This window comes from Labrys sp. ALF-8 (assembly GCF_059699065.1).
The window spans coordinates 543,012-562,469 of the sequence record NZ_AP048537.1 but is presented as its reverse complement, the minus strand read 5'-3'; the positions used below and the strand labels follow the sequence as shown (position 1 = coordinate 562,469).

At 62.9% G+C, this 19,458-nt stretch carries 18 protein-coding genes; 1 reads left to right on the top strand and 17 read right to left on the bottom strand.

Annotated features, from left to right (window positions below):
• Position 1 precedes the first annotated feature (1 nt).
• From ureG to AC6H34_RS02625, 14 genes are all read right to left on the bottom strand, one after another.
• Positions 2-652 (bottom strand): urease accessory protein UreG, encoded by a 651-nt coding sequence (ureG, locus tag AC6H34_RS02690; protein ID WP_497537819.1) that lies wholly within the window; start codon positions 650-652, stop codon positions 2-4.
• A gap of 5 nt (positions 653-657) precedes the next feature.
• Positions 658-2,370, bottom strand: coding sequence for an urease subunit alpha (gene ureC / locus AC6H34_RS02685; protein WP_497537818.1), 1,713 nt, complete (start codon positions 2,368-2,370; stop codon positions 658-660).
• 12 nt (positions 2,371-2,382) lie between these two features.
• Positions 2,383-3,075 (bottom strand): urease subunit beta, encoded by a 693-nt coding sequence (locus tag AC6H34_RS02680; RefSeq protein WP_497537817.1) that lies wholly within the window; start codon positions 3,073-3,075, stop codon positions 2,383-2,385.
• A 13-nt stretch (positions 3,076-3,088) separates the two neighbouring features.
• Positions 3,089-3,754: an urease accessory protein UreF gene (locus AC6H34_RS02675; RefSeq protein ID WP_497537816.1), complete on the bottom strand. Its 666-nt coding sequence runs from the start codon at positions 3,752-3,754 to the stop codon at positions 3,089-3,091.
• Positions 3,751-4,215, bottom strand: coding sequence for an urease accessory protein UreE (gene ureE / locus AC6H34_RS02670; RefSeq protein WP_497537815.1), 465 nt, complete (start codon positions 4,213-4,215; stop codon positions 3,751-3,753). Before ureE ends, AC6H34_RS02675 begins: the two co-directional genes overlap by 4 nt.
• Positions 4,216-4,266: 51 nt before the next feature.
• The gene (locus tag AC6H34_RS02665; protein ID WP_497537814.1) at positions 4,267-5,304 is read right to left on the bottom strand and encodes an aliphatic amidase; all 1,038 of its coding nucleotides are present in this window, start codon (positions 5,302-5,304) and stop codon (positions 4,267-4,269) included.
• A gap of 785 nt (positions 5,305-6,089) precedes the next feature.
• Complete coding sequence (locus AC6H34_RS02660) at positions 6,090-6,968, bottom strand: lysophospholipid acyltransferase family protein (protein WP_497537813.1); 879 nt, start codon at positions 6,966-6,968, stop codon at positions 6,090-6,092.
• On the bottom strand, positions 6,965-8,125 hold the full coding sequence (locus tag AC6H34_RS02655; RefSeq protein WP_497537812.1) for a nucleotide disphospho-sugar-binding domain-containing protein: 1,161 nt from the start codon (positions 8,123-8,125) through the stop codon (positions 6,965-6,967). Before AC6H34_RS02655 ends, AC6H34_RS02660 begins: the two co-directional genes overlap by 4 nt.
• A gap of 18 nt (positions 8,126-8,143) precedes the next feature.
• Positions 8,144-8,446 (bottom strand): acyl carrier protein, encoded by a 303-nt coding sequence (locus AC6H34_RS02650; RefSeq protein ID WP_497537811.1) that lies wholly within the window; start codon positions 8,444-8,446, stop codon positions 8,144-8,146.
• A gap of 20 nt (positions 8,447-8,466) precedes the next feature.
• A complete protein-coding gene (locus tag AC6H34_RS02645) occupies positions 8,467-10,230 on the bottom strand; it encodes a fatty acyl-AMP ligase (RefSeq protein WP_497537810.1) in 1,764 nt (587 codons plus the stop codon).
• The gene (locus tag AC6H34_RS02640) at positions 10,227-11,228 is read right to left on the bottom strand and encodes a sulfotransferase (protein WP_497537809.1); all 1,002 of its coding nucleotides are present in this window, start codon (positions 11,226-11,228) and stop codon (positions 10,227-10,229) included. The genes AC6H34_RS02645 and AC6H34_RS02640 overlap by 4 nt, the downstream gene beginning before the upstream one ends.
• Complete coding sequence (locus AC6H34_RS02635) at positions 11,225-12,547, bottom strand: cytochrome P450 (protein ID WP_497537808.1); 1,323 nt, start codon at positions 12,545-12,547, stop codon at positions 11,225-11,227. Before AC6H34_RS02635 ends, AC6H34_RS02640 begins: the two co-directional genes overlap by 4 nt.
• A 434-nt stretch (positions 12,548-12,981) precedes the next feature.
• Positions 12,982-13,857, bottom strand: a complete 876-nt coding sequence (locus AC6H34_RS02630; RefSeq protein WP_497537807.1) for an alpha/beta fold hydrolase — start codon at positions 13,855-13,857, stop codon at positions 12,982-12,984.
• A gap of 275 nt (positions 13,858-14,132) precedes the next feature.
• Positions 14,133-14,585: a winged helix-turn-helix transcriptional regulator gene (locus AC6H34_RS02625; RefSeq protein ID WP_497537806.1), complete on the bottom strand. Its 453-nt coding sequence runs from the start codon at positions 14,583-14,585 to the stop codon at positions 14,133-14,135.
• Positions 14,586-14,706: 121 nt separating this feature from the next.
• Here AC6H34_RS02625 and AC6H34_RS02620 point away from each other — a divergent pair, with 121 nt between their 5' ends.
• Positions 14,707-15,426 carry a hypothetical protein gene (locus tag AC6H34_RS02620; RefSeq protein ID WP_448146265.1) on the top strand — a complete coding sequence of 240 codons (720 nt, stop codon included), beginning with the start codon at positions 14,707-14,709 and terminating at the stop codon, positions 15,424-15,426.
• Positions 15,427-16,051: 625 nt separating this feature from the next.
• Here the strand turns inward: AC6H34_RS02620 and AC6H34_RS02615 are convergent.
• The 3 genes from AC6H34_RS02615 to AC6H34_RS02605 form a co-directional block, all read right to left on the bottom strand.
• Positions 16,052-17,161 carry a DSD1 family PLP-dependent enzyme gene (locus AC6H34_RS02615; protein ID WP_497538101.1) on the bottom strand — a complete coding sequence of 370 codons (1,110 nt, stop codon included), beginning with the start codon at positions 17,159-17,161 and terminating at the stop codon, positions 16,052-16,054.
• Between the two features lie 90 nt (positions 17,162-17,251).
• Complete coding sequence (locus AC6H34_RS02610; protein WP_497537805.1) at positions 17,252-18,877, bottom strand: GMC family oxidoreductase; 1,626 nt, start codon at positions 18,875-18,877, stop codon at positions 17,252-17,254.
• On the bottom strand, positions 18,874-19,431 hold the full coding sequence (locus tag AC6H34_RS02605) for a hypothetical protein (protein WP_497537804.1): 558 nt from the start codon (positions 19,429-19,431) through the stop codon (positions 18,874-18,876). Before AC6H34_RS02605 ends, AC6H34_RS02610 begins: the two co-directional genes overlap by 4 nt.
• Between the last annotated feature and the right edge of the window lie 27 nt (positions 19,432-19,458).

Here is a 19,458-nt window from a genome sequence, read left to right as displayed (position 1 = left end):
TTCATGCGCGGAACAGCACAGCGCGCGAGATCACGTCGGCGACGGAATCGACGCCATCTCCTGAGCGGGCATTGGTGGTGAGCACGGGCCTGCCGGCGCGCACGCGATCCGCTTCTTCAAGCATGAGCAAAAGGTCGACGCCGACATGAGGGGCAAGATCGATCTTGTTGACGACCAACAGGTCGCTTTTCAGCACGCCGGGTCCCTTCTTGCGCGGAATGTCGCCGCCACCGGCGACATCGATCACGAAGATCCACCAATCGACGAGCTCGAGCGAAAAGGTTGACGCGAGGTTGTCGCCGCCGGACTCGAAGATCACAAGCTCGAGCCCCGGAAAGCTCGCCTCGAGGTCATCGCCTGCGGCCATGTTAAGCGTTGGATCCTCGCGGATCACCGTATGGGGGCAAGCGCCTGCTTCGACGGCAAGGACACGCTCCGGTTCGATCAGGCCGGAACGGCGCAGGCGCTCGGCATCCTCCTTGGTTACAAGGTCATTAGTGACGACGGCGAGATCGATACCGCGCCGGCGTAGCACCGGAATCAATTGTTCGATCAGTGCGGTCTTGCCGGAGCCGACCGGGCCACCGATGCCGATCCGCGCCGCGCTGCTGCGGGGTGCAGTGTTTAGCTCGGGGGAATGGACTTCCAACATTGGCCTCACCTCAGCATGTAGCGCTGCGCCAGCGGCAGCTCGGCGGCGGGTTCGCAGGTCGCAAGCTCTCCGTCCACGAACACATCAAAGGTCTGGGGGTCGACGCGGATATTCGGCAGGGCGTCGTTGTGAAGCATGTCGGCTTTTTTCAGATCGCGCGTGCCGCGGGCCGGCAACAACAGCTTCGATAGGTCCAGCTCTTCGCGTAAGCCTCGTTCCATTGCCAGCGGATGGACGAAACACGCCGAAAGGGCTGCAGCGGCCCTGCCGAACGCTCCCCATTGCGGGCGAAGCAACAACGGCTCACACGTCATCAGCGAGGCAGCGCTGTCACCCATCGCGCCCCAGGCGATAAAGCCACCTTTTATGACAAGTTCCGGCTTGATCCCGAAGAAAGCCGGTCGCCAAATCACGATGTCGGCCATTTTACCGTCTTCGAGAGAGCCGATATATTCGGCGATGCCGAATGTCTTGGCGGCGTTGATAGTATATTTCGCAATGTAGCGCTTGATGCGTTCGTTATCACCGAAGCCGGCCTTTTCCTCCGGCAGGCCCCCGCGTTGCTCTTTCATTTTGGAGGCGAGCTGCCAAGTCCGGCAGATCACTTCGTGGATGCGTCCCATGCCTTGGCTGTCTGAACCGAGCATTGCGATCGCACCGATATCGTGCAGGACGTCTTCGGCAGCGATGGTCTGTGCACGGATGCGGCTCTCGGCAAAGGCCACGTCTTCCGGGATCGCCGGATTGAGGTGGTGACAGGTCATGGTCATGTCGAGATGTTCATCGAACGTGTTGACCGTATAGGGGTTGGTCGGGTTGGTCGACGACGGGAGGCAATGGGCGATGCCGGCAACCCGGATAATGTCCGGCGCATGGCCGCCGCCTGCGCCTTCGGTATGATACATGTGAATTGTCCGCCCTCCGATGGCGGCCAATGTATCTTCCAAAAAGCCGCTCTCGTTCAGCGTGTCGGTATGCAATTGTACCTGATAGTCAAGCTCGTCGGCCGAGCGTAGGCAGGCGTCGATCGTTGCCGGCATCGCTCCCCAATCTTCGTGGATCTTCAGGCCGAGACAACCAGTCTCCAATTGTTCCTTCAACGAGCTGGGAATGTGGCTGTTGCCGCGACCGAGAAAACCGAAATTCATCGGCCACGCTTCCGAGGCCTGCAGCATCTTGCCCGTATTAAACGGACCGCCGGAGTCGATGCCGACCGTGATCGGCCCGAGTGAGCCGCCGAGCATGGTCGTGAGGCCGCTGGCGAGCGCGTGCTCCACCAGACCCGCCGAATCGAAGTGCACATGGACATCGATGCCACCGGCGGTGGCTATCAGGCCTTCGCAGTCGCGTACCGTCGTGCCGGCTCCGACAATGAGGCGTGGATCGACGCCAGCCATCACTGCCGGATTGCCGGCCTTGCCGATGCCGGCGATCTTGCCGTCCTTGATCCCGAGGTCGCCCTTGACGATGCCCAGGACGGCATCGATCACGGTGACATTGCAGAGCAGGAAATCCAGCGCTCCGTCGGCATTGGTAATCCCGGCCGCGAGACCCAGGCCATCGCGTAGCGTCTTGCCGCCGCCATGCAGGCATTCGTCGCCATAGGTTGTGTAGTCTTTCTCGACCACCGCGACGAGGACGGTGTCGGCGAGCCTGAAACCGTCCCCGACGGTCGGCCCATACATGCTAGCGTAGTCCCGGCGGGTGATCTTGACCATGTTTCCTGTCCTTCAGGCGCCGCGGAAGCCGCCAGCTCGGGCGTTTTCGAGCGCGGCTGCCTTTGCCTCATCGCTGGTCGTGTCTCCACCGAGACCATTGAGGCCGCCGACGAAACGCTTGCCGCCGAAGGCGACCAGCGTGACCTCCTTTGTCTGACCGGGCTCGAAACGCACGGCTGTGCCGGCGGGTACGTCGAGCCGCATGCCAAAGGCGATGGCACGGTCGAATTCCATGGCACGGTTGATCTCGAAAAAGTGGAAATGCGAGCCGATTTGTACCGGGCGGTCGCCGGTATTGGTGACAACCAGGTTGATGCGTGGCCGACCTTCGTTGAGTTCGATCTCGCCCTCGACCGTCATCGTCTCTCCCGGTTGAAGCGGATCGGAGGTTGAGCCTTCCGCCGGGCGGATTGGTTCATGCACGGTCACGAGCTTGGTTCCATCCGGAAAAGTGCATTCGACCTGCAGGATCGGTATCATGGTCGGCACGCCCGGCATCACCTCGTCGCTCGTCAGCACAGTTGCGCCAAAACCGATGAGTTCTGCGACCGAGCGGCCCTCGCGTGCGCCCTCCAGAATCTCATCCGTGATGATGGCGACCGCCTCTGGATGGTTGAGCTTCAATCTTTTCGCTCGGCGTTTACGGGCAAGTTCCGCAGCGGTGAAGATCGTGAGGCGCTCCAGTTCGGTGGGCGTCAGCAGCATGGATTCAATCGCTTCAATTCGAGAAAAGGCGAAGTTCGCCGCGAGCGTGGCGTGCGGCGGCGATGTCGAGCAGGGGCGCGAAGCTCTCAATTCGCTTTGGAACATCCCCTGCAGCGAGCTCGGCAACAACCGGCAAAAGCTGTCTGACAACCGATTGTGCGGCGATCGCACCGATGAGGCCGAGGCGGACCGCCGCGGTCGTGAAGCCCGACACGACCATATAGCCGGAAGCAAGCACGGCTCCGTCACGGCCGAGTTCCGCGCCACGCCAGACGACACCTTGTGTGGTTGCAAGGTGCCCGGGAGTTGCGCCTGCGTGGATCCGCGCCTGCCATTCGGCGGCGCCAGGTGTGAGAAGTCGGGCATGTGCTGCCAACAGGCCGGCACCGTTGCGTCGCGAGCCGGAACGAAAAGCTTCCGACAATGTGGTAGCCTCGACCTCATGATCGAGTTCGACAACGGTATCGAGATCGCGGGCATGATCGAACGCCCTGAGCAGTGCAACGCGATCGGCCGTCGCCCAGCGGCGACGAAGCGCTCCCTCGATCACGAACCCGAGCCGCACCGTGGTCATGCCGCCTTCGATCGCCGCCAATCCTTCAAGACCGTTGGAGAATGCGAACGTACCGCTCGGAAACGCTGCATCAGCCTGCCAGATGGCGAGCAATTCCGCGATCATGTGGCCGCGGCCTCGTCGACGAGCAAAGTTCTGACGTATCGCCCCGCAAGAATGTTGTCGAGGCGGGCTTGGTAGGCCTCGACTGGTCCCTCGAGCGCGATCATTATGCATTCGTTCTTGAAGCGGACCCGCCAGTGCAGGTTGCCGACATGGTAGCCCAGTTCGAGGGCTTGTGCGATGGAACCTGGCTGGATCTGCAGCCAACGCTCGATTTCCGCTCGCACCACGATGGCGCGCACGTTATCGATCATGAGCACGGCCCCATCGAAGAGTTTCTGGTCGCGGTGCAGGGCGATTGCAAGATCTACCCCCTTCGGCGTCGTGATCCGCAGCCGCCTGCGCGACATGTCGGCACGCGGAATCGTCACCTCGTCGACCGCGCCGTGGTGTTCGAGATGGTGGAGGCGCTCGTGAAGCGAGGGGTCGGCGCTGTCGCCGACCACGCCGTTGATCTGCAGCATGGGATATCCGCAAGAGAGGGGATGGCGTGGCTGAGAGGGTACGTATTTCGGTTAGCGGTGGGGCGTGGCGGCTGTCGGCAGACCTTCTATCGGGCATTCGCTGACGCCTATGGTCGGGCGCGTCATACTCTCGACCATCTCGCGCGTGCCTTCTGGGTCGGCAATCCAGCGCTTGTAGAAGTCGTAGGGGCATTCTGCCGCTCCCTTGTCCCCATCGCCGGAGTTGATCATACCCGTGTAGCCTCGGTGAAGCAGCTTGAAGAGATGGTTGTTGGACTGGCCGGTTCGACGCGCGTCGCGAATCAGTGAGGTGGAGAGCTGCGCATAGTTCACGCCGTTCTCCTCCGTTCCACATTCACCGAGCGTACGGCCGTCGAAGCCGACAATTGCCGAGTGCCCGAAATAGGAGTAAACGCCGTCGAAGCCAGTCGCATTCGCAACCGCCACATAGACGTTGTTTGCCCATGCCATGGCCTTTGCCATCACGACCTGCTGCTCTTTGGCGGGATACATATAGCCTTGGCAACGAACGATGAGTTCCGCGCCGCGCATGGCGCAGTCGCGCCAGATTTCCGGATAGTTGCCGTCGTCGCAAATGATCAGGCTGATTTTCAGACCCTTTGGGCCTTCCGACACAAAGGTGCAATTGCCGGGATACCAGCCCTCGATCGGCACCCAGGGCATGATCTTACGATATTTCTGGACGATCTGGCCCCTGTCGTTCATCAGGATCAGTGTGTTGTAGGGTGCCTTGTTGGGATGATCCTCGTGACGCTCGCCCGTAAGCGAGAACACGCCCCAGCATTTCGCCTGGCGGCAGGCGTTGGCGAATATCTCGGTCTCCTCGCCGGGAATAGCCGAGGCGGTGTCGTACATCTCCTTGCTGTCGTACATGATCCCATGGGTCGAGTACTCAGGGAAGACCACGAGATCCATGCCCGGCAGACCGGCCTTCATACCGACGACCATATCCGCGATCTTCCTCGCGTTCGCCAGCACCTCGGCCTTTGTGTGCAGGCGCGGCATCTTGTAATTCACGACCGCAACGCCAACGGTGTCCTTGCTTGATCCTATATCGCCGTGAAGCATTCTGAAGTCTCTCTCTCACTGGAGGGGGCGGTGGAGGGCAGCCGGCCTATGCACAACCAATCTCCTGGATCGGCGGAAGTCATTGGGCCTCATAGTCCTACGACATGCCGGTTGTGGCCGAGCCTCTCCACATGCGGCCTGTTTACCCGTCTGTAGGAACAAAAAACCGCCGCTTCCTCGTCCGAGGGTTTGTTGAACTGCGTCGCTGATCACATACGCCTCGATATCAACATATCATCTAGGTGACATATCTAGCTAAGCACTATTGATTTTGAAATTCAATAGTTGTTTCTCGGGCAGGGAGCTAGCGCTCTTGTCTATAAAAACGGGCTCCACGGGGATGCATCCTCACCCATATCTCCGGGTTGTCACCAACGGACCCAAACGGCGATGGATCTCACGGCTTAACCAACGCGCACGGGCATACCGTCGGATGCCCCTAGCCTAACAAGGCGGCACTAAAATTTCTCAGCACGTATTTGCAGGCATGCTGCGTCGAGGCGTAGACAATTGTTAAGTAATTTATATGTATATTTGTGATGAAAAGTCTACTTTTTTGAGAGTCTATAAAACAATAATTGCACTTACGGACGATTAATTTATAGTATGTGCTTCCTAAATGGCTAATTATATTGAATATTCGTCTCGGCGATTGCGTGCTCCTCGCAATCAATGATCCTTGCATAACCCCCACCTTTTTGGAGCGCGGGTTTTTGTCGTTCCGGCAGCCGGCACTCGTTGCAGTGTTACCAAACGCCGATGACCTGACCTTGTTTGTCCGCTTGTCAGGTCCTGATGCGCGCGGCACCCCAGTTGAGCCATTGCTCGGGCCGCCGGCGCAACAGGGCTTCGATGTGTCCCACCATGGCGTCTAGCGTTTCGGTTGAGCCGATCACATCAGGGTCCAGCAACGGGCAGGGCGTTATCATCAGGCGATCCGCTTCCCAGTCGTGCGCGATCGGCGCCAGCGGGATTCCCAGGTCATGAATCTTGTTCAGCAGTGTCGTCTTGATGCCGAGCCGCGGGCTGATTCCATCAAGAACGCGAGTGCCCGCAGCGCCGGGCGCCTGGGGACCATCGGCCAGTATCAGCATCCTACGGATCGAGCCCGCCCTCAGGCCGGCGAGCATCTCTCTTAGTCCCGCGGGGCTGGTGCCCAGCACTTTGACTGTTTCCCCGATCCAGCGGTTACCTTCTGTGCGTAGCCAGCTCAGATTACTGCGCGCGACTAGGAGATGCAGCGGACCGTCATGCACGTTCGCCCACGCCGCGCCGACCAGAATGCAGACCAACGGAAAGGCGGCCATGTGGAAGACGGTGGTCACCAATTGCGGCCGTGACTCCTGCTGCGCCAACGCTGCCCAAATTCGCGCGTAGGATAACGGAAAGTGTTCGCGTACAGCGTCGAAATCCCAGGTTCTGGTCCCCAAGGCAGACGGCAGATACAGATGCCATAGCGCCATCGGCTCGAGGCATTCCTGCATTCGTTGCTCGGACATGGCCATGTGGGCGGCCATCGATTGCGCGCTCTCGAGCAGGAAACGGGGTGTCGCCGGCGATCTTTCGTACGCCGCCTGCCGGCGGAGGCGTGCGCCGTGGAGCAACGCGGCCAAGGTGGCCGCCTCCCGCGCGTCGGCCGCTGCATCGACAAGGCCTTCGCTCATCGCCCGCGCTCCGGGACGATCAGGGTGAGCATTCGATCGACGGCGCTGGCGAGGGATGTCGTTGTGGCAAAGCTCTGCTGCAAACGTGTCGCCGCCGCATCGAATGCCGCTCGTTCGCTCTCAATGCGCGTGAGAGCGGCGGCCACGCTGTCGGCAGAGACCATGTCGCGCTCGATGACCACCGCCGCGCCGAGGTTGGACGTCTGCCTCGCAACGAAGTGCTGATCAACTGCTTGCGGGACGATGATCATGGGCACTGCCTGCGCTATCGCTTCCGAAACGCTGTTCATGCCCCCATGGGTGACGAACAGCCGCGCCTGGGAGAGCACGCCGATCTGATCGACGAAGGGGTGCACCTCGACATGCTCCGGCCATGGCCGCCGCTCCACGGCGGAGGCGTCGCCAAGCGATACGATTACCCGCCAACCGCGCGTTGCAAGCGCCTGGCTGATAACGCGCACGAGGGTCCGGTCGCGATTGAATATCGTGCCCAGGGAAACATACGCCAGCGGCCGTTGTCCCTCAACGCGGATCCGATCGCCGACGCGGGGACGCCGATCGAGCAGGGGGCCGAGGAAGAGATGGCTTTCGTCGAGGAAGCGACCGGCCGGCTGGAACGTGCGGCTGGTGTAAACGAGCTTCAGGTCCGCCCTCGGCGTCATGAGGTCCAACTGGTCGGTGAAGTTCGCGTCATAGTCCGCGTTGACCTGACGCAGGATGGCGTGTCCCCACTCCGGCATCGGTGGCGTGTTCAGCATCTGCAGCATAACCCGGGTCATGGCGAAGGTGGTGATCGACGCCACGCTTCGCCGGCCGAGCCGGCGCGCGATGACATCGCCCCATAGTGCCGAGCCGTCGAACATCACGAGGTCGGGCGCCTGGGCCTCGGCATCCGTCAGGAGCGTCGGCAGCAGGCTCCGCGCCGCCGCCAGGGTTCGAGCCAGATGCTCGCCCGTATCCGCTGGCCCTTCCAGCAGCCCGTGGGGATCGGGAGGATAGGCGGTGAAACGGGCGTCGGTATCCTCGATCAATCCTTGGAAGGCGCGGACGGAATGGTAGTTGACATCGACGCCGCGCCGCGCCAGTTCCGCCACGACAGCCAGGCTCGCAGTCGTGTGGCCGCGCACAGGAAAGCCATAGAAGACGACGCGAGGCATGGCCTGCTCCCGCTCGGATCAGAGGCCGGCGTCGCGGACGCAGCCGGCGGCCAGCTCGCCGACCGTCGGATTGGTGACGATCCGCTCGATGTCCAGTTCGTGACCCAGCAGCTGGTCGAGGCCGAACTTCAGTTCGACGATCTGGATCGAGTCGATCCCGATATCGGACAGCCGGCTCGAGGCGTTCGCCGCCGGGGTCGTGTTTTGGTGGAAGGCTGCAATCGAGGCGAGCAGATAGGCCTCGACAAGACGCACGCGAGCTTCTGCGGGAGCGGCGGTCAGTTGGGCGTGTGTCAGTAACGCGGGATCGTGGTTGCTCATGGGGGATCCTGGAGGAGTGACTAGGAGACGGTCAGTTGATCGCCGTATTGGGCGAGCAACTGCAGTGTGCCATCGAATAGGCGCTGCGCCGTCAGCCGGCGCTGCAGCTTGCCGCTGGTGGTGCGGCTGAGCTTGCGTGGAGAGACAAAGGCGATCGTGCGCACGGCGAGGGAATGGGTTGTGAAGAGTCTGTCGCGGATCGCCGACACGATATCGTCGGCCTCGGCGATTGCGAACGGCGGCAACTCGGCCACTATGGCGATGTGGGTCTGAGCACCGACATCGACGCCGACCGCCACGCAGGCCTCCGCGGACAGCAGCTTGTGGCTGGATGCCGTCGTCAGCTCCAGGTCATGGCACGCATAATTGTGGCCGTTGACGATGATGAGATCTTTTAGCCGATCCACGAACACGAACTCGCCCGTCTGTGTCACGAAGCCCAGATCACCGGTCCGCAGCCAGTGCGCGCCATCATCTTCGCCCAGGAGCGTGCCGAAGGGGTCGTGGTCGCCCCGCCGGTTCCAATAGCCGCGAGCGATCTGCGGACCAGCGATCCACACCTCGCCGATCCGGCCCGTCGGCAGCACCACGTGGCTTTCCGGATCCACGATGCGCAGCCTTGTGGCGGCGGTAGGATGGCCGCACCCTGTCAGCGTCAGGCTCGCCGGATCATCAGAAAGATCAACGTGGCCGCGTCCAGCAGCCTCGCGCGCCAGCCGGTAGGTGGCGGGCGCTACGCCGGCCCGTTTGCAGGTGACCAGCAAGGTCGCTTCGGCCATCCCGTAGCAGGGCGTCATCGCGGAACGGGCAAAACCCTCGCTGCGGAAGCGCTCGGCGAACGCATTCAGCGTAGCCATGCGGATAGGCTCGGCGCCGGCAAAGGCGCTCCGCCAGCAACTGAGGTCCAGGGCGGCGCGCTCGCCTCGATCCGCCCAACGTGTGCAGAGTTCGTAGGCGAAGTTGGGGGCGCCGCTGATCTCGGCGCGATAGTCGGAGATCGCCTGCAGCCAGCGCATCGGTCGGAGCAGGAAGGACCGGGGCGACATGAGGATCGACTCTCCGTCGCAGGTCATGGGCCCTAGCAGGCCCGTAACGAGCCCCATGTCATGGAAATGCGGGAGCCAGGAGACGATCCGGGCACCTGTCACCGGCTCGAACGCCTCGGCTAGCATATCCAGGTTGTGAGCGATGTTGGCGTGCGTCAGCGTCACACCCTTCGGCTCCGACGTCGATCCGGAAGTGTACTGAAGCAGCGCTATGTCTCTAGGAGACACCGGCGGGAGCGACGGAAGCAGATCGGTGCTGTCGTTTGAGGCGCCGGTGGCCTGCCACTCCAGCCGACGCAACGGGGAGTCGGCCGAAAGCTTGGCCAGGATTTTTGCCTGCAGGTCGCCGGTGGACAGGATCAGGCTTGGCGCGCAGTCGTCGACGACCCGGCCGAGGCGATCGAACTGGGCGGCGAACTGCGGCACGGGTACTGGGACGGCGATGGCACCGGCCAGCAACACGCCCAAGAATGCGAGACCGAATTCGGGCCCGGCCTCGTAGAGCAGCAGGATCGGGCGCTGGCGCAGGTTGCGGACGGCTAGCCGACCCGCGAGGTCGCAGGCGCCCCGCCAGGCCTGCCGGCGGCTGATGCGGACTGGCGGCTTGTCGTCGAACATGAGATGCGTGTAGAGGGTCTTATGCGGTTGCTCAGCTGCCATGCGCTCGAGGCGCTGGCCGACCAAAAGCGATAGCTGTTCGGAGTCTTGCACCGATCCGGACTCTAAAGAGGCCGTCATGCTCCGATGTCTCCACTGTAGCCGTATCGGTCCAGGAAGGGCCTGAAGGCGGCGCGGCGCGTCTCGTAGGCGGCCAGCACGTCCGCAGCGATCGCGCCGGCGCGGGGCCGCGGCGTCTGGGCGGGCGGCGGTAGCGCGGCGCCGAGGAAGTCACCGACGCGGGCGAAAGTCTCTACCTGCCGAGTGCACATGTCTTCGTAGCGCAGCGTCAGGATCGACATATCCGGCTGGCTATCCAACCAGGCCAGGAAGCCCAGATGCGCGTTGAGGATGTTGTCGGCGAGCAGGCCGACGCCGGCCGGAGAATGTAGGAACAGACCCGCGCGAATCCGGCGGGCCGGGTCGTCGAACAGCGCACGATAGCCACGTTCGAGTATGCTCAGGTAACGGTTCTCGCGCAGCACCAGGCGACGCCAGGCGTTCACCTGGGATTGCAGGGTGCGAAGCGGGTGCCGTTGCATGACGATGAGGCGCGCTCGGGGCCAAGTCGCGGTCAGCAGGGGCAGGGCTTGCGGATAGTCCGGCGGGGACTTCAGGAGCAGCGGCCGTTCACGCCCCTCCAGCAGCGCCTTTTTTGCGCAGAGTTCGCGCAACCGCGGCAGGGTGTCCGGCGTGGTGTCTGGCTGGCTACCGCGCAGGGCTCCGTCGCCGATCAGCAGCCCGTACTCTTCTGGTGTGTTCGAACCGGCCGGGATCGTGTCTATCCCGCGGTCCGTTTCCGATCCCAGGAGGCTGTCGTCGAATGCGGTCCGCGCTTCCTCGGCCACACCGCGCCGATGGTTGTGCACCCATTCCCCGCGAGCGTGGGCGCGGACATCGTAGGCGCTGATGAAGCGGAACGCACCGCTCTGGGCAAGTTGCAGGTGCAGCCATGTCGTACCCGACCGCTGGCAACCGACCAGGAAGACCAAGGCGCCAGGGTCGTCTTCAAACGGGCGCCATTGGTCACGGTACTCATCGTCAGCGCAGACGGCTGGTATCGGCGAGGTGATGGTCACGCCAAGCCTTTCAGCCGGAACAGGATCGGCTCGCGCGGATGCACCGAATAAGTCGCCGGCAAGACAATAGGCGCGTCGCCAATGGCCTCGAGTTCGAAGCGGGCCAACGTTGCGCAGGCGACGGCCGACATCTCCATCAGCGCCAGGCCGCGGCCGATGCAGGCGCGCATGCCGGTGCCGAAGGGGATCAGGGTCCGCGGCGTAACGGGAGGGTCTGCATCCGGCAGGAAGCGCTCCGGTCGATATTGGTCGCTGTCGGACCACAGCGACGGCATGCGATGCAGCACGTAAGGGCTGCAGATCACCCGGGTGCCGGCCGGGATGTCGATGTCGCCGACCCTCACGGCTCGTCGGGCGACCCGCCCCACCAACCAGACGGGGGGGTACAGGCGCTGGCTCTCGTTGAACGCCGCCGTCAGGAACGGCGGGGCGTCGATCGGCACGCCGCCCGCGCCGGCGTCGGTCTCGGCCAGGATTTCAGCGCGCGCCCGCGACTGCGCCACCGGGTGCTTGGCCAGCATATAGAACGCCCAGAAGATGCTCTCGCCCGTGGTGACGTAGCCGGCGGACAGCAGCGTGGCGATCTGGTCCGATATGAAGGAAAGCTGGCGTTCGCGATCGAAAGACTGGAATGCTTCCGTCGCGATCAGGTCGCTCATGACGTCGTCGCCCGGCGTGTCGCGCGCCAGACGCTCTTCGGCCGCCGCCCTGGCCAGGCTGTTCAGGCGCTTCAGGGACTCGCTGTGGGCGCTGGGCGAGAAGCCGCCTCGCACCTCCTTGCCGAAGCTCTTGATGAGATAGTTCAGTCGGACGGTCTCGGGGCTATCGACTTCGCCCAGGGTGTTGAACAGGCCTTGGGAGAGCGGCGTGTCGCCGATGCCCAGAAGGCCGATCGACACCACTTCGAAAGCCAGCCGGTTGGCCGCCGCCAGGATGTCGAGCGGCTCACCGGGGGGCAGGGCGGCCCACGTCTCCATCAGGCGCGTGACCAAGCCGGCGATCAACGGCTCCAGCCGACGGATGCGGCGGCGGGCGAACAGCGGTGCGAACATCGAGTGCTGCTCGATCCACTCGTCGCCTTCGACGCTGAGGATCCCGTCGCGCCAAAAGACACGGGGGATTTCCGTCAGGGCGCCTTTTTCGAAATCCTCCAGCTTACCGTTCATCACCGCATGGATCGACGTTGGATCTGAAAGGACCATGAAGGTCTCGTCGTTCATCCGGAACTGCGCAGCGGGACCGCTGATGGCCGTGTCCAGCAGGAATTGGTGCGGCGCCTTGCAGAACTGCATCACGCTATCTGGCAGCAGCGCGGTCATGCGTTTGCCGCCGCGCTCTGCTGGAAACTATGATTAAGGCTCAAGTCAAAACGGTAGGGCACGCAGGAATCCATACATGCGCAAGTACTGGGCCGGCGGCGCCCCGCGCCCGACCAAACGAGTCGGCAAGCTGAGCCTTAGCTGCACTGCACAATACTCTGTATTTCGCCGAGCACAAGGGCCCCCGCTTCATGTCACAGCGATGAATCGAGGTTAACGGCTGTTCCCGCCGCGGGTGATCTCTGATTCAAACCTCCTGAACTGCATGGATGCAGAGTTGTTCTCGGAAATCTTCTTTACCTGGGCGGCGGCGGTGCGGCCGGATGCCACGGGCTGCCGTCCCGGACAGGCCTCGATCGTTAACCCGGATTCACCGCCGTGGCCTCACATGGCGGTCGGTTTGACCCCCTAGAAGTGGTTCAGATCGTCTACGGTCAGGCTGCCAGATAGGCAGCCGCCTTGGCGCGGATCGCACGCAGATGGGTAAAGATGCAGGCGTGCTCACCAATCGGCAGCGCCATGAGTTCCGCCGGCACGATTCCCGCGGCGGCGGCAAGCGCATGGGAGAAGGGCACCACGGGGTCGTCCTGCGAATGAACGATCAGGGTGGGCGCGTTGACTTCGGCGAAGGGGGCGGGCGCCAAGGAAATTATCTGTTCCATATCGTTGATTGAACCCGGCAGGCGTTGACCCAGCCTGTCTATGGTGGTGGCCAGGAACGCGGTCAGCAGGGCGCCGGCTTCAGGGTCCGCGAGGGTCTGTTCGCACAGCGCCGCATCGGGGATCGTTCGGCTCAAGGCGTGTTGTGGATCGGCGAGGGTTTTTTGCCGGACCCATTCGATGGCGGCCGGATTGTCGGCCATGAGCTTCATCATGCGGATGCGTTCAGCCGCTTCCGGAGCTTCAGGCAGGTCGCGTGTGGCTGCCGACACCAAGATCAGCCTGTCGCAGAGGCGGTCATGACGCGCGGCGAGGTGCAGTGCCGAGGGACCGCCGGCCGACGTGGCCGCGACCGTGGCTCGCGATACACCGAGGGTTTGCAGGAGGGCAGCCAACAGATCGCCCTGCTGCTGGGCGCCGACGAGATCCAGCGCCGTGCCGAGATATCCGGGGCGTGACACCGCGATGACGCGGCGGGCGGAGATGTCCGGAGCCAGGGCCCGCGCAAAGAGCCAGGACTGGTCGCATCCGCCGGTCAAGCCATGGATGGAGAGGAGAACTGGCCCCTCGCCTTGATCGATGTACTCGACCTCGCCGAGCGCCGTGGTCGCGCGCCGTGGCGCCGGCACAGCGATCTTCTGCTCATCCAAGGCCATGAACTCCATAACCCGTAACTGGCTGATTGATCCAGGCAGCCGCACAGGTGTCCAGGAAACCCATGCCTAACACGTCGACGAAATTGGAGCAAAGCACTCCGATTGCGCGAGGTCGGCGGCATGCACTGTCGAACGCGTTGCCTGTCGACTCTGCAACGGTGGCTCGACAAGGCAGGCCAACCAATGGTCATTTTCGACGCCACGCGAGGATTGTGACAATCGACATTGGGCAAGGAGCAGTGATCTCGTCAAGCGAATGCCGGATCACGTCAGACGTGTCGTGCCTCCACATAAAATTCCGTGGGCTTGAGGATTCGGCCGTTCTCGGCCCTTAGCTGTAGTTTGGGGAGCGGCTGCCGGCTCGGTGCGTCGACGATTGCGTAGTTGAGCTCGCCCGGCAGGAAGCAGTTCTCCTCGCCCCACTGCCAGAGAGCGACAAGGATCACCCCCAGCTGTTGTCCTCGGGGGGTAAGAACATAGAAGTGGCTTTGCGCGGAGCCGGGATCAGGCTCAATCGTGAAGATTCCTTCCTCGACGAGCTTCCGGAGACGGATCGACAGGATGTTCTTCGCAAGGCCAAGGCTCTTCTGGAACTCGGAAAAGCGCTGACGACCTTTGAACGCGTCACGGATGATCAGGAGCGACCACCAATCTCCCACCACTCCGAGCGCTCGCGCGATGCCGCACGCCGACTTTCCGAGGTCTGTACGCTTGCCCTTCATCCAATCTTTCCGCCCTGAGACAAATCCAGTTGCAAATTTAAACTAACGGTATCACAAAGTCTAAGGGTTTCGAAATTAAACCTATTGGAAAACACCGTTACAGCCGACGGAGAAATCGTGCATGAGCGAGCTATTGGATCTTGCCGTCGAGGCGCATGGCGGCTGGAAACGCTGGCAAGCGACCAAGAGGCTAAGCGCCCATGTAGGGATCGCAGGCGCCGTCTGGGGTTTGAAGGGCTGGCCTGACGTTTTTGTCGACACGCGCGTTTCGATCGACACCCGTCGGCAACATGCCGAATATTCGCCGTTCGAACAGGCTGGCCGCCATACTCTCTTTGAGCCGGAGCGCACTGCAATCTTGACCGACGACGGTCAACTCGTCGACGAGCGCCGGTCTCCTCGTCAGGCGTTCGAAGGCCATATCATCCCGACACCCTGGGACGCACATCACCTGATCTATTTCACGGGCTATGCGATGTGGACCTATTTGACCACACCCTTTCTTTTGAAGCTTCCGGGCTTTGTAACCGAGGAAATCGCCCCCTGGGATGAGGACGGAGAGACATGGCGTCGGTTGAAGGTAACCTTCCCACCCAACATCCATAGTCATTCAGCCGAGCAGGTTTTTTATTTCGATAGCGCCGGGATTGTGAAGCGGCATGACTACAGTGTCGACATCATGGGCGGGACATCGAGCGCGAATTATGCAACCGACCCCGTCGCGTTCGGGGGGCTGATCTTCCCGACCAAACGGCGCGTACATCCGATCGGGCAAGGCAACCGTCCGATCCGCGACCGCGTATCTGTTGCCATCGATTTTCACAGTATCGAGGTGCTCTAGGCGTTTAGTCTAGGTCTCGCTGCTCTGCGCTGCCCTTCTGGTTGTCGATGAAGACAAGCCGTCTGAGATCGATCAGGCGAGCGTATTTGGCCCATTGCCGGCGGCGCCGGGCCACGTTGGGTCGTTCGCGCTCGCTGGCGACCAACGTTCTTTTTAAAAGTCGGCTTCTGCTGGTGGAGGAAGTTCCACATGCTGTGGAGGTCGACCTTCACCCCGCGCTCGGCCAGTTCCTCGATCAGCCTGGCGATCGTGAAATGGCTGCCATCGTGGCAGCGCTCGACCAACCAATCATGATGCTCGACCCTGATCGGGCGCGGCTTGTTGCCACCCATCTTTGCCGGAGCCGCGTACCGTCGCCTTCTCGCGTTGAAGCCAGAGGATCGCTGTCGAGATCGCAACGTTGATGCGCTTGGCCGCCTGATTGCGCGAAAGCCCTTCTTCCTTCACCGCTCGGATAACCCGCTCGCGAAATCCATCGAATAAGGACGTGCCATGCGCCGCGGCCTCCGCAGCTATCCTGGATCACTTCCTGACCGATTTGGGAAACGCCTGATTCAATGAAAATACACAACGCTCTAAGCGAATAAGGCAAGACTTCCGTGAACTGACCGCAAGCGGTCATCACTCAGCTCATCGCGCCGCGGGCGGCCACCGGCCACAGGCACTCGACCCGGCCGGATCGCACGCCGACATACCAGTCGTATCGATCCACGGTGGGATCGCAATGGCCGGGCACGAGCATGACGCGCTCGTCGAGCCTCGGGGGTGTGGCGTGGGGTTCGACGGCGAGCTTGCCGTGTTCGTCGGAGGCTCCGACATAGGCGATGCCGTCCCGTTGCCAGAGGAGGGGCAGGCCGCTGTCCGTCGCCAGGGCCTTGAGGCCGGCATCGACGACGGCCGTGTCCGGGCTCGGCACGCTCATCACCGTGCCGAGCACGAAGAGGGCCTGGCGGAACGGCGGCGCCGGGGCGTTGCGGCCGTAATCCGCGTCCATGAAGACATAGGAGCCGACCTGCAGCTCGTTGAAGACGCCGCTCGCCGCTTCGAGCGCGAAAGTGCCGGTTCCCGCGCCGCCCACGATGGGGCAGGGGAGACCGGCCCGGCGCAGATCCTCAACCATTTGTCCCGTGAGTTCGGCGGTGCGTCCGATACTGGCGCCGCGCTCCTCGAGGCTGCGCTGGTGCTGGGCGCGCCCGTGATAGGCCTGGAGGCCCCCGAAGACGAGATGAGGGCTCGCGGCGATCCGTTGCGCGAGGGCCAGCGCCTCGGGTCCCGGCGGCAGGCCGCAGCGGGTGGAGCCGACCTCGATCTCCATCAGCACCGGCATCCTGACGCCTGCGTCGGCGGCCGCTGCCTCGATCGCCGCCACACCGAGAAGGTTGTCGGCACAGACGGCGACGCGGGCGATCCTCGAGAGAGCGGCGAGGCGCGCCAGCTTCACCGGGCTGACCACCTCGTTGCTCACGAGGATGTCGGGCACGCCGCCCCAGGCGAGGATCTCGGCCTCGCCGACCTTCTGCACGCATTGGCCCACGGCGCCGCGATCCATCTGCAACCGCGCGATCACCGGCGATTTATGGGTCTTGGCATGAGGGCGCACCCGCACGCCCGCGGCGCCAGCGAGCTTCGCCATGAGATCGAGATTGGCTTCGAGGGCATCGAGATCGAGGACGAGGGCGGGCGTGTCGATCTCGTCGATCGACATTCCCGGCTCGGCGGGCGGGCGCTGCATCATGGCGCGGACGTTCCGGTCAATACGTTTCACCTTCAGATCGGCACAGCGGATCTTGACGAAGACGATGTCTCGCCCTGAGCGCCTTTTACCCTAGGCGGCGGCCGAATGGGTCGTACGGCTCAATTCCAACACGTTGTCACGGATATAGGCGGCAGCGCGCAGGGCCAGGGCGGAGATCGTCGGCGTCGGATTGACGACCCCGCCCGTCGTCAGCACGCTGCCGTCGACGATGAACAGGTTGGGTACGTCCCAGCTCTGGTTCCACTTGTTGACGACCGAGGTCGCGGGGTCGTCACCCATGCGGCAGGTGCCGATCATATGCCATGCGGGAGTGCGATAGACACCATCCTTGTCGCGGTAGTCCTGCAGCTTGTACTCGAACGCTCCCGCCGCCTTGGCGATGTCGACGAGACGGTCGAGCATGTAGTTCATCATGCGCTTGTCGTTCTCGCCGGGGAGATAGTGCAGACGGGCGATCGGGATGCCGTCCTTGTCGCAGACGTTGGGATCGAGCGAAACGCGGTTTTCGGGGTTTGGAAGGTCGTCGCCAATCGCGTGGATACCGATGCAGCGGCCGAAATGGCGTTCGAACCATTTGTGATGGTCTCGCCCCCAGGGCGCCTTGGTGTCGGTGATCCAGCCCGCCGCGACCTCGCCAGCCGAGGATGTCGAGGTGAGGCAGTTGAAGTTGAAGCCGTTGACGAAGCCCCGGCTCAGGTCGGTCTCGGCGAATTCGCGAGAAATGACGGAGGCGACGTAGCCCATATGGCTGTCGATCGGCTCATCGACCCACATTTCCGAACTGACCAGCGTGTGATGGAGCAGGTTGCGGCCGACCTGGTCGGACTGGTTGGCGAGATTGTCCGATGCGAGCAGGAGGCGCGGGGTTCCCACGCCGTTCGCAGCAACGATGACGATCTTCGCCGGCTGAAATTCCGTGATTCCCGTGTTCCGGTCGATGAAGAGGGCACCGGTGGCTCGCCCGTCCGTGCCTCTCTCGATGCGCAGCACGCGGGCATGGGTGCGCAGCTTCGCTCCGGCGGCCAGCGCCTTGGGCCAGATCGAAAGCGAATATTTGCTCATCGAGCCACGCGGGCAGCCATTGCAGATGCCGCAGCCATTGCAGCCGGGGCGTCCATCGTAATTCTCGGAGATGACACCGGCTTCGGCCGGCCACCAGTGCCAGTCGAGCTTGTCGAAGGCCTTTGCGAGGCTGCTGGCCGCCTTGGTGAAGGGCAGGGGCCTCGTGGGCGGCCTGTCGCGCGGCGGCATGGCCGTGTCGCCAGCAAGGCCGCTGACGCCGATCATGCGGTCGGCTTCCTCGTAGAAGGGGGCTATGTCCTCGTAGCCGATAGGCCAGTTCGGCTGCAGCCCGTGCTCGTCGTGCTTGCGGAAATCGGACGGACGGTAACGCGGCCAGATGGCGCCGTAGACATTGGTGGAACCGCCGACCCCGTTCCACATCAGGACCTGGGAGGAGTCGGAGATCACCGGATAGTCGTCGGGATGGCGCCGGCGATTGACGTCCGAATTCCAGTTGGTGCGGCGCTGCCAGGTCCAGTCGGAACTGTAATGCGGATGATCGCCCGCTTCGACCCACTCGCCCTGTTCGAGGCAGACGACATCGAGCCCGGCCCTTGCGAGGACAGTGGCAGCAAGCGAGCCGGTTGCGCCGGCCCCGATGATGAGGATGTCGCAGGGTTCATTCTTGGTCATCGTTTCAATCCCCAGGATTGCGTGCGTTCCGTGGCGAGGTCGAGGCCTGAAATGTCGAGGTGCCTTACGCCATCGGTCGGGATGTAATGCCCGCGGCCGTGGCGCGGTGTCTGCCGCTCGATGTCGAAGGGAGGCAGGGCATAACCTTTGAGGTGCGGACGCAGGTCGTAGGGATGCCCATGAGCATTGATGGCGGCGGCTACAAACGGGCTCTCGTAATAGGCGATGTAGGCGGCATCGCGGACCCAGCCGAACAGAGCAGGTTCGGCGGTTTCGAACGCCCTTGCGATGGAAACCTGCTCGTCTTCGCCATGGCCGGTGAACGGAGCTCCCGCCGCGAGAAGGGCGGTGAAGAGACGTTCGAACTGGACGCGGCCGAGTTCCTCGATCAGGCGGGTCGCCAGCAATGCCTGCACGCCCACGGCGGACGCCGATGGCCAGCCGGTGTCGCCCGGGATAAGGACGTTCACGAGGCCAGCGAGCATTTCGGCGGCATCGACGGGTGATGGCCCGATCCGGCTTTCGGGTTCGGCACGGAGGGTATCGATGGTCATGGAAGGAGCCTCTTCGGCATGTCGTTC

Excerpts from the sequence above, each read along its gene's own strand:
- ureG (WP_497537819.1), bottom strand. The coding sequence starts at position 652 with ATGTTGGAAGTCCATTCCCCCGAGCTAAACACTGCACCCCGCAGCAGC.
- ureC (WP_497537818.1), bottom strand. The coding sequence starts at position 2,370 with ATGGTCAAGATCACCCGCCGGGACTACGCTAGCATGTATGGGCCGACC.
- AC6H34_RS02680 (WP_497537817.1), bottom strand. The coding sequence starts at position 3,075 with ATGCTGCTGACGCCCACCGAACTGGAGCGCCTCACGATCTTCACCGCT.
- AC6H34_RS02675 (WP_497537816.1), bottom strand. The coding sequence starts at position 3,754 with ATGATCGCGGAATTGCTCGCCATCTGGCAGGCTGATGCAGCGTTTCCG.
- ureE (WP_497537815.1), bottom strand. The coding sequence starts at position 4,215 with ATGCTGCAGATCAACGGCGTGGTCGGCGACAGCGCCGACCCCTCGCTT.
- AC6H34_RS02665 (WP_497537814.1), bottom strand. The coding sequence starts at position 5,304 with ATGCTTCACGGCGATATAGGATCAAGCAAGGACACCGTTGGCGTTGCG.
- AC6H34_RS02660 (WP_497537813.1), bottom strand. The coding sequence starts at position 6,968 with ATGAGCGAAGGCCTTGTCGATGCAGCGGCCGACGCGCGGGAGGCGGCC.
- AC6H34_RS02655 (WP_497537812.1), bottom strand. The coding sequence starts at position 8,125 with ATGCCTCGCGTCGTCTTCTATGGCTTTCCTGTGCGCGGCCACACGACT.
- AC6H34_RS02650 (WP_497537811.1), bottom strand. The coding sequence starts at position 8,446 with ATGAGCAACCACGATCCCGCGTTACTGACACACGCCCAACTGACCGCC.
- AC6H34_RS02645 (WP_497537810.1), bottom strand. The coding sequence starts at position 10,230 with ATGACGGCCTCTTTAGAGTCCGGATCGGTGCAAGACTCCGAACAGCTA.
- AC6H34_RS02635 (WP_497537808.1), bottom strand. The coding sequence starts at position 12,547 with ATGACCGCGCTGCTGCCAGATAGCGTGATGCAGTTCTGCAAGGCGCCG.
- AC6H34_RS02625 (WP_497537806.1), bottom strand. The coding sequence starts at position 14,585 with ATGAAGGGCAAGCGTACAGACCTCGGAAAGTCGGCGTGCGGCATCGCG.
- AC6H34_RS02620 (WP_448146265.1), top strand. The coding sequence starts at position 14,707 with ATGAGCGAGCTATTGGATCTTGCCGTCGAGGCGCATGGCGGCTGGAAA.
- AC6H34_RS02615 (WP_497538101.1), bottom strand. The coding sequence starts at position 17,161 with ATGATGCAGCGCCCGCCCGCCGAGCCGGGAATGTCGATCGACGAGATC.
- AC6H34_RS02610 (WP_497537805.1), bottom strand. The coding sequence starts at position 18,877 with ATGACCAAGAATGAACCCTGCGACATCCTCATCATCGGGGCCGGCGCA.
- AC6H34_RS02605 (WP_497537804.1), bottom strand. The coding sequence starts at position 19,431 with ATGACCATCGATACCCTCCGTGCCGAACCCGAAAGCCGGATCGGGCCA.